The organism is Moorena sp. SIO3E8, from assembly GCF_010692445.1.
Lineage (GTDB): Bacteria > Cyanobacteriota > Cyanobacteriia > Cyanobacteriales > Coleofasciculaceae > Moorena > Moorena bouillonii.
The window spans coordinates 17,228-30,062 of record NZ_JAAHHM010000017.1; the positions used below are offsets into that span (position 1 = coordinate 17,228).

Annotated in this window: 13 protein-coding genes and 1 tRNA gene; 5 read left to right on the forward strand and 9 right to left on the reverse strand. The window is 44.6% G+C overall.

Annotated elements, in window-relative coordinates:
* Positions 1-13: 13 nt before the first annotated feature.
* Both trpD and ispF read right to left on the reverse strand, forming a co-directional pair.
* Positions 14-1,054 (reverse strand): anthranilate phosphoribosyltransferase, encoded by a 1,041-nt coding sequence (gene trpD, locus F6K46_RS09345; RefSeq protein WP_293055464.1) that lies wholly within the window; start codon positions 1,052-1,054, stop codon positions 14-16.
* A 74-nt stretch (positions 1,055-1,128) separates the two neighbouring features.
* Positions 1,129-1,608: a 2-C-methyl-D-erythritol 2,4-cyclodiphosphate synthase gene (gene ispF, locus F6K46_RS09350; protein ID WP_293055467.1), complete on the reverse strand. Its 480-nt coding sequence runs from the start codon at positions 1,606-1,608 to the stop codon at positions 1,129-1,131.
* A 210-nt stretch (positions 1,609-1,818) separates the two neighbouring features.
* Here ispF and F6K46_RS09355 point away from each other — a divergent pair, with 210 nt between their 5' ends.
* Both F6K46_RS09355 and F6K46_RS09360 read left to right on the forward strand, forming a co-directional pair.
* Positions 1,819-2,328 carry a hypothetical protein gene (locus tag F6K46_RS09355; RefSeq protein WP_293055470.1) on the forward strand — a complete coding sequence of 170 codons (510 nt, stop codon included), beginning with the start codon at positions 1,819-1,821 and terminating at the stop codon, positions 2,326-2,328.
* Between the two features lie 187 nt (positions 2,329-2,515).
* Positions 2,516-2,701, forward strand: coding sequence for a hypothetical protein (locus tag F6K46_RS09360; RefSeq protein WP_293116966.1), 186 nt, complete (start codon positions 2,516-2,518; stop codon positions 2,699-2,701).
* 161 nt (positions 2,702-2,862) lie between these two features.
* Here F6K46_RS09360 and F6K46_RS09365 read toward each other — a convergent pair whose 3' ends face one another.
* The 4 genes from F6K46_RS09365 to F6K46_RS09380 form a co-directional block, all read right to left on the reverse strand.
* Positions 2,863-3,393: a hypothetical protein gene (locus F6K46_RS09365; protein WP_293055473.1), complete on the reverse strand. Its 531-nt coding sequence runs from the start codon at positions 3,391-3,393 to the stop codon at positions 2,863-2,865.
* A gap of 763 nt (positions 3,394-4,156) precedes the next feature.
* Positions 4,157-6,085, reverse strand: a complete 1,929-nt coding sequence (locus tag F6K46_RS09370; protein ID WP_293055476.1) for an AAA-like domain-containing protein — start codon at positions 6,083-6,085, stop codon at positions 4,157-4,159.
* A 142-nt stretch (positions 6,086-6,227) separates the two neighbouring features.
* The gene (locus tag F6K46_RS09375) at positions 6,228-9,020 is read right to left on the reverse strand and encodes a DUF3769 domain-containing protein (RefSeq protein ID WP_293055479.1); all 2,793 of its coding nucleotides are present in this window, start codon (positions 9,018-9,020) and stop codon (positions 6,228-6,230) included.
* A gap of 211 nt (positions 9,021-9,231) precedes the next feature.
* Positions 9,232-9,348, reverse strand: coding sequence for a photosystem II reaction center protein I (locus tag F6K46_RS09380; RefSeq protein WP_075900681.1), 117 nt, complete (start codon positions 9,346-9,348; stop codon positions 9,232-9,234).
* Between the two features lie 216 nt (positions 9,349-9,564).
* On the opposite strand from F6K46_RS09380, the gene F6K46_RS09385 reads away from it, so the two are divergent.
* On the forward strand, positions 9,565-9,747 hold the full coding sequence (locus F6K46_RS09385) for a hypothetical protein (RefSeq protein ID WP_293055483.1): 183 nt from the start codon (positions 9,565-9,567) through the stop codon (positions 9,745-9,747).
* A gap of 134 nt (positions 9,748-9,881) precedes the next feature.
* Here the strand turns inward: F6K46_RS09385 and F6K46_RS09390 are convergent.
* Positions 9,882-9,953: transfer RNA gene (locus F6K46_RS09390), tRNA-Thr, on the reverse strand.
* Between the two features lie 72 nt (positions 9,954-10,025).
* Between F6K46_RS09390 and F6K46_RS09395 the strand changes: the two genes are divergently transcribed.
* Together F6K46_RS09395 and F6K46_RS09400 are read left to right on the forward strand one after the other, a co-directional pair.
* Entirely contained in the window at positions 10,026-10,325 is a 300-nt protein-coding gene (locus F6K46_RS09395) for a DUF3493 domain-containing protein (protein WP_293055486.1), read from the forward strand.
* 228 nt (positions 10,326-10,553) lie between these two features.
* Entirely contained in the window at positions 10,554-11,189 is a 636-nt protein-coding gene (locus tag F6K46_RS09400) for an FHA domain-containing protein (RefSeq protein ID WP_075900677.1), read from the forward strand.
* A gap of 102 nt (positions 11,190-11,291) precedes the next feature.
* Here the strand turns inward: F6K46_RS09400 and F6K46_RS09405 are convergent, their stop codons facing one another.
* Together F6K46_RS09405 and recA are read right to left on the reverse strand one after the other, a co-directional pair.
* Positions 11,292-11,483: a hypothetical protein gene (locus F6K46_RS09405; protein ID WP_293111432.1), complete on the reverse strand. Its 192-nt coding sequence runs from the start codon at positions 11,481-11,483 to the stop codon at positions 11,292-11,294.
* Entirely contained in the window at positions 11,470-12,555 is a 1,086-nt protein-coding gene (gene recA / locus F6K46_RS09410; protein WP_075900675.1) for a recombinase RecA, read from the reverse strand. Before recA ends, F6K46_RS09405 begins: the two co-directional genes overlap by 14 nt.
* Between the last annotated feature and the right edge of the window lie 280 nt (positions 12,556-12,835).

The following is a 12,835-nucleotide window of genomic DNA, read 5'->3' on the forward strand; positions in this document are numbered from 1 at the left end:
GGCTGCTGGTGAGTTAAGCTAAAAACTTCACCAATTGCTCTAACTTCAACCAAGGGGCACCGCTAGCCATAACATCCTTTGCCAGAGCAATCCCTGCTGTATGGTCTTCGAGAGGTATAACACCGGCGACTTGAAGGGCTAATGAAGCATTTAATGCCACCACATCCTGCTGGGCTGGTGTTCCTTTACCTTGCAAAACATTCCGTAAAATTGCTCCATTTTCCGCTACATCACCGCCTCGTAGGGACTCAGTAGGAGCAGGAGTTAGACCGAGATGTTCTGGATTCAGACTCAAAAGTCGCACTTTACCCTCCGATAGCAGTGCCAAGTCAGTTTCATCTGCCAATCCCGCCTCATCTAATTTTTCCCTGCCATGGAGAACTATTGCGTTGGGAGTACCCATCAAACACAAGGATTGGGCTACAGTCTCTACAAAGTTGGGAGCATAAACACCGATTACCTGACCGGTAGGACGCAGGGGATTTACCAATGGTCCTAACAAGTTAAACACTGTCCGTACTTTGAGGGTTTGCCGTAACGGTGCCACTGCTTTCATGGCTGGATGCCAACCCCGAGCAAACAGAAAGGTTACCCCTACCTCACCCAGGGCTGCCTGAATCTTGTCCGGTGCTGCTGATAAATTTATTCCTAGGGCTTCGAGCACATCAGCGGAACCTACCTTACTAGAAGCAGAACGATTACCATGCTTAGCCACCAGCACTCCAGCTGCCGCCACTACAAAGGCTACTGCGGTAGAGATATTAAAGGTAGACGCGCCATCCCCACCGGTACCACAGGTATCAATAACGGGTTGGTTGTGTTCAATGGTTGTCTTCTGCAAAGACTGGGATTGTAGCACCTGAGCCATCCCTGCCAATTCTGTAGCCGACACTCCTTTAGCCTGGATAGCTGCTAAAAGTGCGCCAGATAACACAGTGGGAATTTCTTCATTCAACCATCCCTGCATCAGTTGTGATGCCTGGTCACTGGATAACGATTGCCCATCCAACAACTGTTGCAACAAACTGGGCCAGTTAGAAGAGGTTTTAACCATTATTATAGAAGCTGAGTATTTGATCTAGAAATGCGATCGCATTAACTATTCAATCACTATTTCCGAATTTCCGATCAATCTCTGACTAACAACGCTACAGCATAAGCGGCAATTCCCTCTTCACGTCCCACCGGACCCAACTTTTCATTAGTGGTTGCCTTAATGCCAATTTGGTCAGGCTTCAGGTCTAGGACTACACTTAAGCGATCGCGCATGGTCTTAATATGAGGCTTAAGCTTAGGACGCTCCGCCACCACCACCGAATCAATATTGCCAATCCCCCAGCCATGGGATTGGATCAACTGATTCACCTGATGCAACAATACCAAACTATCCGCACCCGCCCATTTTTCGTCAGTTGGGGGGAAATAATGACCAATATCGCCCAAACTCAAGGCTCCCAGCATGGCGTCCATGATGGCGTGAGTCAGGACATCTGCATCACTGTGACCGAGTAATCCCAATTCATGAGGAATTTCTACACCTCCGAGAATCAGACGGCGACCTTTGCCCAATTGATGGATATCGTAACCGTTGCCAATCCGAATAGTCATTTTTCCCACTAAATCCCCCGTTAACAGAGCAAGCGATCGAATTTTACCTGAAATTAGTGAGAATATACTGAGGTTTTTGGTCTGGTTTACCTATATCTTTTTGTACTCTTAATATTAATTTTTATTTCGATATCGAAAATTACTGGAACCTACAGTGTATTTACGGATATCTAGAGAACAAATATCCCAAATATATTACGAGGTTCAACAATGAAAAAAATCGGTTCTACTACTCTACTCATGTTCGCTACACTCTCGGGACTTCTGTTGTTTCCTTCTGAAGTGAAAGCGGATGAGCTCAGATACTGTTACAGTGTCCCTCGTTACTACGTTGAGCAGGATGCAGCTAACCATCGTGAAGCTTACGATGATGGTTATCAGGAGGGGCGACGTGATGCCAGGAGGGGTATAGCTTATGAAGAGCGCACCGCAGGGGGCGAGTTTAGTCGTGGCTATCGTCATGGATATTACGGTCGCCGCTACAGAGGTCAGCGGCGTCAGGTTGCAGACCGCCGTAAGTACTACAACACCAGGGAGTGTCGTACCTACAACTATAACGATAAGGAGAATATGAAAGATGTTTTGGGCAGGATTTTGCACCAATTTGAAAGGGATCTGCGTTGGGATATGAACTGGAACAACAATCCTCAACGGTACGAGGAAAGCTACGACGAGCGAAGCCGAGACAGAAACTCTCAAATATATCGATATCCAAGATAGTTGTGGCTCTCTAGCATATGACTATGGTGCTGCTACTACCTTATGACTGAAGTTCCCCCAAAGTTTGAGCTACTCTAAACCTCAATCCCAAGCTCTGTGGCGTTCCTAGGCTTGCCGGTACTTATTGCGCTCTGGGTACCGTCTTATTGAGAATGCTCACAACGTTGAGCTGAAGGGCGTTTGAGCGATGCAGCGCGGTCTTGGGGGTTTCCCCCATGAGCGACTGCATCAAGAAGCGATTTGGTTCTCGAATAAAAATGCGACCAGTGCCTATAGTTGGATTATATTCCAATTGCAGACATACTTCAAGAACCAACATGGGTACACAATTTTTTGGCTCAATCACTATATCCCTTATGGGGAGAGCCTTTAACTGCTCTAGTAGTACAAATGAACGGGGGAACTTCAGTTATGAAAGCTTTGGGGAGTTGGTAGTGGTACACAATTGGTGATTTTAGCTTCCGTTACCTTTACCAGACCGTAGCCAAACCACTAGATCTTTCCCACTACCACTGAGTTTAATGGCCGCAAACGTTAATTATAGGGGTCACCCTCAGGCAAACAGAGGGAAATACGCTTCTGCTTGATGCGCTCTTCTTCCAGAAAGAGGTCTTCAATTTCCTTAACAACTTCTTCGGAGATGTCGATGGCTTTGGCCATCTTGCGGATGGTTGCCTTTTCCCCTTCCGCATATTCTGCATCCGAAGCAGCCGCCTTGATGGCAAAGTAAATCACTGCTCTACGACCCTTGCTGGTGACATTGTTACTGGTCACGACTTCCGAGATGTCTTCGTTGGCGGGATAGGTTTCTAGCTCTTTCAATAAGGACTCTGGTGCTCCAGCGGTTGCTCCCCGTCCAATCACCCACTTTCTCTCGGCTTCTGAGAGTTCTCCATCACCATTGGCAGCAATAAGAAGGGACTTTAGAAAGGTGCCGAGCTCTATAAAGCTGGAGAGCTCTTCGACATTAGCCATTTTATCGAGATCCCAGTCCCAAAGTTCCTTGTAATACCACTTGGATATGGTTGCCCGTATCGCAGCAATATCTGTTGTACCTGTTGTCATTTTATTCTCCTGAATTTTCGTTTAAAGACTGAACAGATTCTAGATATCTAGAATCTGTCTTCACTTTCTGTCTGCCTACAGTTAGCGGGTAGAAAAGTTGCTAAGTGTAGCAGACTTAGGACTTAGTAAGTTTAGGGGGTTTTACCCCCCCCTCCCCTCAAATCTGGGGGGTATAGCGCTACGCGCAAGTGAGAAGTCAGAAGTCAGAAGTCAGAAGTAAGCTATGATTAAGTTTCGGAGTTTAGTAATGTCCTAATCTTAATGGGTAGTGCTATAATTCTCAGAAATTCCCCCTAGTTTCTAGGATTTAGGGGGCAATGGTGAAGTCCTGAGAATTTAAGTAAATTGGGTTCAGGTTTTAAAATATAATAAAAAAATTATTTTGTCAAGGATTAATTTATAAATATTTACAAACCTCTCATTTTTTTGCTATTTTTAGTTGAAACATTGTAGTCAATTATTTATATGCCAGGATAATTTTCGAGGGTATTGTGTGTTCGAGTTGGCGTACGGCAAGGGTTCCGGCGACAGAGCCAAAGCACAATTTAATTGGGTGCGGCTCTTTTAAAAAGACAAAGAATAAGGTTTAGACAGGTATAGCAAGAGTAGGAGGAGCATTAGTAGAGCAACAAGCTTGAAAGAGTCGTTTCATTAAAGGAATACCATCAAGATACAAAGCAGAACTGATTGGGGCAGCAGTTCCAGAGCTTCAAAGCTATTTGGGATAGCTGGCGGTTTGATTTCCATGGTTCTACACTACTACTCATCCTTCCCTTTTTGTCAACCCCATCACCTGAATGCTTACAATAAGATTATTTAAAAGTTCTCGCAAATGATGGCGATAAATCCCTGATTCTGTGGGGGCGGTTTCTAAAAGATTCTCCATAGTCATGTTGGGATTTTTGCTAAGAGTAGAGAAAGCCAGGTTCAACAAATAAGGATTTCCCCCTACCATTCCCATTAATTTTTGCCCTGATTCAATCGATAAACTTAAACCATAACGCCCAGCTAAACTCTGAATTTTATCTAAGTAAAAATCAGTTAAATCTACAGGATATCCCACATTAAAAGGAGACTGATTGATATCCAATTCAATATAAACTTCCGTAGAATAAACGACAATCAAGCGCAATTTATTCCAAGGATCATTATTTTTGGAATCTTCATGCCAAGTGCGCAGCAACCCTAGAAATTCGCCAGCTACTTGTTGATAAGCAAACACTCGGTCTACTTCATCCAAGCACAAAACTATAGGAGTGGATAAAGATGCTAACAGATACTGCTCAAAATATCGTTGACAATTTACCTTACTATATAACCGTTTACTCCAATACTTATCCAACTGGTCTGATAACCCCAAGTTGTCACCAACTCGTACACAAAACGACTGTAAAAATATATCCAAGTCATGGCAAGGTAACTGATTCAGATTTAAATAAACCGTGCCATAACCCCTAGATTTAGCATAATCAAGAATCCGATGACTGAGTAAGGTTTTACCCATCAGCTTCGGTGCTTTAATCCGAATTAGCTGCCCTGGTTGTAAAATCTTTTGATAACACTCAGCATCTTGGGGACGTTCTATATAAAATTCTTCAACTTTAGCGGTTGTCTGTGGTTGATTATTAGTGCTATTTGTGCTATTATTAGAGTTAGTATTATAGTTTGGTAATTCAATACCGAGTAATGCTAAAAATTCTGGTATAGACTGAGGGCGACCGCTAGCCACCAAGTTCATGCCATGGAGAATGGCTCGATTTATGCGATCGCTAATCTGGGGATTAAGATGGTTTGCTGGTGGTAATACAGCTCCCTCAGCCCGCTCATCAGCTGGTACTGGTTCATTTCCAGTTAAGAGAACATACAAGGTAGCGGCCAAAGCATAAACATCGGTGTAGGGACCGAGTTGCGCTCGCCACTGATATTGTTCCAGAGGAGAATAACCTGGAGTCACAGCACAAAGATGAGTTTGTGTAACCCCAGGGACAAACTTAGTGGCAATACCCAAATCAATCAACACGGCACCAGAACCATCCTGACCCACCATGATGTTATTAGGTTTAACATCTCTATGGAGCAACCCTTGCTGATGAATGTCCCAGAGGGCGCTACCAATTTGCTGGATGTAGAGCAAGGCTTTCTCTTCCGAAAGCACACCCTGCCGTTTCACCAGATCCGACAAGGTTTCCCCCTCGATGTATTCCATGATTAGGCAGGGAAGTTCACCTTCTCGGATGATTTCTTCATATAAACGGACTAGATGAGGATTTCCACAGCTACATTGGGCTAACTTTATCGCTTCATTGGCGAATATTTTCCAAAATTCTAATAAATTATCTTGGCGGAGTACATGATTAAGGATAGTTTTAATAACGATGCGATCGCCTTTTTTAGTTCGGGCTAAATAGGTAATACCCAGCCCACCTTCTCCTAGTTTTTTTTCGATGGTGTACTTACCCTTTTGTAGCCGATAACCAGGAGGCCAGGTAATAGTACTTACAACGTTGCTGTGGTTAGGTCGCTGAGTAGTTGAGGGAGGTTTGTAGGGAGCATAAGGCTCTCCCACAGTAAAAGCTATTGGTTGTGTGGTGCTGCTATGACAAATTTTAGGGGAATTAAACCAGCGTTTAACTGCGTTATTTAACCGCTGCTTGAATTTCCCACAAACTGACCGATGCTTATTAGTCTTCATTGGAGATGCCCAACCTATCCAGGAGCTTAATTTGGTAGGGTTTATTTGGCCACACAAATAATTATAGCGTTTCTGATAATTATCAGAGCCATTCAATTTTATTCACCCTACACCCTACACCCTACACCCAACTCCCTAATTCCTAATCATCCTCCCAGCTATTGCTAAACGTATCAAAGGGTTCTGTGGCACCTGTCCAATTAAAATCATTAATTCGTAAACCAACTAAACCCCGTTGTTGAACGGGATTATAGCGCAATAAAATATTGTAGCTTCGACGAGAATACTCTAAAAAGAAGTCAGTACTAATTTCCTCATTTGTATCTAAATTTAGATAAGTTTGGAAACCGACTCGAAACGGACCATAGAGTTGTTGGGTAATACCAGCATTAAGGATTCGAGTATCTGCAACTCGGTCAAATAAAAATGGTGATGTGTTGCCTAAGGCTACTTGACTATAGCCGATATTAAAACCGGTATAGTCGAGAAAGGGTTTAGAAAAATGACCGAATTGCCCAGTTAAGCCAATGCTACCACGAAGAAATTCTTGAGAATCACCGTTACTATAGGCACTAGCCACACCGGTAATGGATGAATTTAGTTGAACATTTGGTAAAATTGGTGCTGGTGTATAGCGCATACCTTCTTCAGCAGTTGCTGGCAATATGTCACCTTGCCAAAGGGGTTGTGTCCAGTTTAGAGTTGCACTGCCTTGATAACGGGTTAAACTAATCCGATTGTTATCCCGAGGTGGCAGAGGTAGCAAGTCTGCTCGATCGGTGTTAGCGTTAATACGCTGAACGCCAGCTTGATATCTAATGGTCAAGCCGGTTTGCCCGATGGGAATTGTCGGTGATTCAAGTACACCACCAATACTACTCTGAACGGTTTGGAAACCCAAAGAGCCATTGAAAAGGCGATCGCGGTAGCTGGATTCCAAAGTTAAGCGATGAGGGTAAGTGGTGCCAATAGTTTGTCGGAGGCGCAAACTTCCCCTAGTTTCGTTTTCTAGATCATCAGGATCCAGACTAGTGAGTTCTGCGGAACCTACTAGTGTAGTGCGTGGCCCTAAGGAAGCATCAAGGTCAACCAGCAAGCCAAAGTTAGCGGGATCGATTACGCCACCACCTTCTGCATCATTATTCTCATCTTCATCATTGTCTCCAAGAATGGCTTTTTGAATATAAAACTGTGGTGTTAGACTGAACCTGACCGAGGGACTATCAACCACCTTGAAGCCACGCTGGATAAATACACCACCCCGGTCGTCATCATCATACCCAAAATCCAATAAACTCGGTTGCCGCTCACGGCGGTCAATCACAAACCGTTCACGAAATGTAGGCAAGGAAAACCCTTGATCAAACACCAGTCGAGGATTCTTAGCAATTACTTCATCTACTTCTGGAGAAATCCGCCGAAATCGAGCATTCTTGGTGCGCCACTCCAACTCTGGTGGGGAGAAGGGGTCATTGGTAATTCTGACATTAGTAGCAACTCCTTCTAACCCGTCAAACTCCACCCGGTCTGCTTCATAGCGGAATCGATTGATAGTCCCTTCGATGTCCGGGGATTCGATAGTGGTTGTGGTTGCCCCAGTTTCAGAATTGGGAATAATCCTAGCACCAAACTCAATGGCAAAGGCTCCGGGATTACTAATTCCAGCTAAGGGCTGGCTATTAATAATTCTGCGACTGACCGGTTGAGTTGGGGGGGTTGCCCCAGAATCTGAGTTTGCTCTGACAAATTCTCCCCTAGCCTTCAAAACCACACCAGTATCTTGAACAAAATAATACTCAAAGCGCTCTCCCTCTAACACCTGGTTACCACGAGTCAGAGCCACATTCCCATCCGCAACTACAATCTTATTAGGCAAGTTGACTTGCAAACGGTCAGCTTCTAGTAAGGCATCTTGAAACCGCAAGGTAACATTGCCCACCGCTGTAATCACTTGTCTAGTATCGTCATACTCCTGACGGTCTGAAGTCAGTTCAAGTATGTCTGGCTCATTAGTATCGAAGGTACTTGTGGGAGCAGTAACCTCGGAATCTAACTCCGAACCAGATTGGGGTTGAGACGAGTCTTGGTCTGAAGGTGGTGCAGTCTCGTCTAAGGAAGGTGGGTTAGATTGTTCAGGGATGATTAACTCAAACTCTCTAGTCTCTCCCCCCCGCTCTTGAGCTATAATACGCTTGCTCCTAGGCAATGGCAAAGGGCAATTTGGACTGATGCTCAAGGGGTCATCTGGCCTGGGTAAGGTTTCGAGAGTAGAACATCGTTTGGGGTAAGAGTTAACAGCAAAGAATCTTTCTTGATTCCCAGGCTCAGGTGTTAGCTCAGGTTTAAGCTGAATTGAAGTATGAATGGGCGATCGCGTAGTTTTGGGAAAGCCCCCTAAATCCCCCGAGCGAGCAATCCCTCCCTCGGGGGGACTTGGAAGGTTTTGTTCCCCCCAGCGAGGGATTGCTCGCTGGGGGGCTAGGGAGGCCGAATCATACCCAGAATCAGCAACCCCTGTCTCAGAAGTAACCGAGATTGATCGTGCTTCTGGAGTTGGACTCTTGAGTAAGGAGGTTAAATCAGGATGGAGTGGTTGCTCTATTGCTGGTTTTAGAAGAGATTGTTGCCACTGTTTTCCTTGCCCTAGTTGCCAATTGTCTTGGCTGTTTGTTATCCTTAGCAAGGTCTGGCCAACTGCTCGGGAAATAGGTAGACCTAAGCTAGCAGCGCTTTTGTCTGTGCCTAATATTGGTAAAGCCTCAACCTTGAGCTCTCCTGTCGGGTAGGGTTTGAGCAGTACCTGGTTTTTCTGTGTTTGGTACGGTGCCGAAACAGTTATTCTTTGAGATAATTTATCTAGGTCGCTAGTGGTCTGGGAAAGTTTAACAGTTTGAATAATTGCGGGTACGACCGGCGGCTGAACTGGCTGGGGCATGTTTCACTAATTGGCTGGTGTTTTACTATTCAGACCAACAATCCTTGACTCAATCCCCAAGATTGTAGTTCCAAATCGGTTATCGACAAAGACAGCCCATATTACTATTAATTAAGCACAAATACAAAACCACCCTATTCGAATAGGGTGGTTTTGTGTGGATAGTCCCTTGTTAAAGAGCTGTGGCTATCTCTAGTTGAGCGGTCGCTATTTACTCGAAATCCTTCCGCTTGGGGTTACGAGATGGGTCGTTTGACAAGAATCCAAAGACAAATAAGCCAATAAAGAAGCTAACGACTACATAAACAACGATTTTGAGGGTTACCATGTTGAGTTCTCCCAAGAAGATATGAAATACGGAAGATGAAGCACTACGTGAGACATGGCTCCGATGGTGAAAGTTCTAGGTTACCAACCCTAGAACTTTCACCATCGGAGCTTTTGACACGACTAACTTCATACTTTTTTAAGATCATACCTAAAGGTGGCTCCCATTTAACGTTTAATATCCTGAAAAGTGGGATAAAAGCTGGGTAAGCAGTCAGTGGTCAGTGATCAGTGGTCAGCCATCAGCCGTCAGCCATCAGCCGTCAGCCGTGAGCTTTTAGCTCACGCTACGGGAACAGCCGTCAGCTTATTTTATTCAAAAGCACCGATTGCGCTACGGAAAGGCTGCGCGAACATTAGCCTACGTAGCACAGGCTTCGACGCTGGGACTGATAGCTGATAGAACCTCAAGTAGGGTGGCCAAAGGCCTTTAGCTGATAGCTGATAACTGATAGCTGATAACTGATAGCTGATAACTGATAGCTGATAGCTGATAACTGATAGCTGATAACTGATAACTGAATGCTTACCCAAAGCCGATGAGCGGATTTGAACCGCCGACCGTCCGATTACGAATCGAATGCTCTACCACTGAGCTACATCGGCACCAGTTTATTAATATAGCAAATATTACTATAGCAATAGCAAATCAGTCAGCTAAGTTAGGGTAAAACATTAATGACAAACTCGAACTCAAAAAATCCTGACCCCAATCCCAAAGTCTCTAGGCCAAAAATGAATCCAGAGAAGTATGCCAGGCTAAAAGCAGAAGCTCAAAATCCCTACCGAGGCTTAAGAAAATTTATCTATATTGCCTTTGGTGCCTCTGGTTTTATCGGTGCCATGGTTTTTCTAGCCCAGTTAGCTGCTGGGAAATCTGTAGCGACTGCCATGCCTAACTTGGCTCTGCAAATTGGTGTAGTTATGTTGATGGTTTGGCTATTTCGCCTGGAAAATAAGGCAGAACGGAAATTATAATAGCAGGAAAACCATGACACTCCTTGGATCCACAGAGGAATCTCAGGGTATACTAATGGGACAAGAAGATTATGGAAGCCATGCAAGCCATGGTGAGCATAGCCTATCTAACGGCTCGGATTAGGTGCGAACTAAATGTTTAGGCTCGTCTAGATTTTACCGAAAAGCATCAATACACTCTACTAGACAAAAAATCTTTAGCTGGACAAAAGTAACCATCCTATCGGCTTGTTTGAAACACGATATGTAGCTGGTGTCATTCAGGGTCAACAAGCCTATTTGCTGACTAACCTAGTGAATGGTAAAAGTCAAACCCTGCTCCAGCCTCAAGGAATTTGGACAATCGGTCGGGGACGCCAGTCAGCAATACAGCTCCCCGAGAAGCGTTTGTCTAGAGATCATGCTGCTATTCAGCACATTCAGAAGCAGGGATTTTACTTAATTGACCTGAAGAGCACTAATGGTTCTTTTATCAATGGAAAACGAGTCAAAGGACCTCATCTGCTCCAGGATGGGGAGTATGTTCAACTTGCTAGCATTAGTTTTAGTTTTTTCTTTTGCAAACAGACTAAGACTGTAGACAACATTAGCTCAGATATCCTAGCCCAAATCGAAGCTTTAGCAGCAGAAAACAACTTAAGCAGTGTTCAAGCAACAATTGCCTCATCCTTATCTCAAGATCAGATCAGCCGAGATACTAACCCATTTCTAGAGCCGCAAGAAACAGACGTATTTGCCTCAGAAGACTCTGCACAAGAAATGCAAGAGCTTGAAGGAGCAACCTCCTCTGATGAACTCACTCCGGCTCAGCAGTTAGAAATTCTAGACCGCTTTTTAATTAGAAAGTACACTGAAGAAAAGTGAGTTGTAAGCATTAAGCTATCAGCGGTCAGTGGTCAGCCGTCAGCCGTGAGCTTTGTGGCACAGGCTTCCAGCCTGTGACTTCACTCAGCATTATTCCAATCCTTACCTGTTGTCTTTATCCAATAGCAAGTGGGAGGAACCACGGCAGCGCGGGCTGCATCGCTTATTCAAAAGCTGATAGCTGATAGCTGATAACTGATTGCTGATAGCTGATTGCTGATTGCTGATTGCTGATTGCTGATTGCTGATTGCTGATTGCTGATTGCTGATAACTAATAAATTAAGCCTCCTCATCTCCTGCTTCGATGCTATCTCCGTCCTTGCTATCCATAGGAGCCACTGAGTTAGCGGAAACTACTGCTCCCATGTCGAGGGCCTGACGTACTTGCTGCTCAATATTCTCAGCAAACTCGGGATGTTCAACTAAATACTTAACTGTATTATCCCGACCTTGAGCAATATTGTCTCCATTGTGGCTATACCAGGCTCCCTTGCGCAGAATGACTTTGGTTTGTTCTGCTAAATCCACCAGACACCCTAAGCGGGAAATCCCTTGGCCAAAAATAATGTCAAACTCTGCAATGCGGAAAGGAGGAGCAACTTTGTTTTTGGCAACTTTAACTTTAGCACGAATCCCATATTCCCCCTCGTTAGATTTTTTCAGGGTTTGAATGCGACGAATATCCAAGCGAACTGAAGCATAGAACTTAAGTGCATTACCACCCGTAGTCACCTCTGGGCTACCATAGGTGATGCCGATTTTTTGTCGTAGCTGATTGAGGAAAATAACAGTACACCCAGACTTACCAATGTTACCAGCAATTTTTCGCAGCGCTTTACTCATCAACCGCGCCTGTAACCCAACTTGGTTGTCACCCATTTCCCCCTCAATTTCTGCACGGGGTACCAAAGCAGCTACGGAGTCAATAACAACGATATCCACTGCCGCAGAACGAACCAGTTGATCCACAATTTCTAGGGCTGATTCCCCTGTGTCAGGTTGAGATACTAAAAGGTTTTCGATGTCAACCCCCAAAGCGGCAGAGTAGGTAGGATCAAGGGCGTGTTCTGCATCAACAAACGCTGCAACTCCCCCAGATTTTTGGACTTCTGAGACAGCATGCAAGGCTAAGGTTGTCTTACCAGAGCTTTCTGGACCATAAATTTCTATAATGCGACCTTTTGGCAGACCACCCCCCAAGGCTAAATCTAGGGTAATTGCCCCACTCCGAATTGTTTCCACTTTCATGCGGGTGGCATCACCCAAGCGCATGATGGCACCTTTACCAAAACTACGCTCAATTTGTTTTAGTACCAGGTTCAGAGCTTTTTCTTTTTCGGGACTGTTTGTGATTGGGGTAGCCATGGATGCCTCAAAAAATTTACTGTATCGGGACGGGTTTTGTAGTTTTAATTCTCCCCCTAAAGAAACATGGGGGATTGAAAGGGGATGTTGCTCAAGGAATTATAGACTATAATTAATGATCCATTTTAACTGTTTAAGCTCCTTGAGCTGCTATGAGAAACTGATATAACTCGGTAGAAACCGTGTTAAAGTTCCCTTCCTGCTTCCTCCAGATTATCTGGGTTTCATAGGGTGTCGGCACTTCCTATTCCACAGGCTTAAACCGAGAAGCCCTCGGCAT

Bases quoted from the DNA above. Each gene is read 5' to 3' on its own strand.
- F6K46_RS09405 (WP_293111432.1), bottom strand. From the start codon at position 11,483: ATGAGGAGGCTTAATTTATTAGTTATCAGCAATCAGCAATCAGCAATC.
- trpD (WP_293055464.1), bottom strand. From the start codon at position 1,054: ATGGTTAAAACCTCTTCTAACTGGCCCAGTTTGTTGCAACAGTTGTTG.
- F6K46_RS09360 (WP_293116966.1), top strand. From the start codon at position 2,516: ATGCAGCGCGGTCTTGGGGGTTTCCCCCATGAGCGACTGCATCAAGAA.
- F6K46_RS09365 (WP_293055473.1), bottom strand. From the start codon at position 3,393: ATGACAACAGGTACAACAGATATTGCTGCGATACGGGCAACCATATCC.
- F6K46_RS09380 (WP_075900681.1), bottom strand. From the start codon at position 9,348: ATGGTAACCCTCAAAATCGTTGTTTATGTAGTCGTTAGCTTCTTTATT.
- F6K46_RS09370 (WP_293055476.1), bottom strand. From the start codon at position 6,085: ATGAAGACTAATAAGCATCGGTCAGTTTGTGGGAAATTCAAGCAGCGG.
- recA (WP_075900675.1), bottom strand. From the start codon at position 12,555: ATGGCTACCCCAATCACAAACAGTCCCGAAAAAGAAAAAGCTCTGAAC.
- F6K46_RS09355 (WP_293055470.1), top strand. From the start codon at position 1,819: ATGAAAAAAATCGGTTCTACTACTCTACTCATGTTCGCTACACTCTCG.
- ispF (WP_293055467.1), bottom strand. From the start codon at position 1,608: ATGACTATTCGGATTGGCAACGGTTACGATATCCATCAATTGGGCAAA.
- F6K46_RS09375 (WP_293055479.1), bottom strand. From the start codon at position 9,020: ATGCCCCAGCCAGTTCAGCCGCCGGTCGTACCCGCAATTATTCAAACT.
- F6K46_RS09395 (WP_293055486.1), top strand. From the start codon at position 10,026: ATGACAAACTCGAACTCAAAAAATCCTGACCCCAATCCCAAAGTCTCT.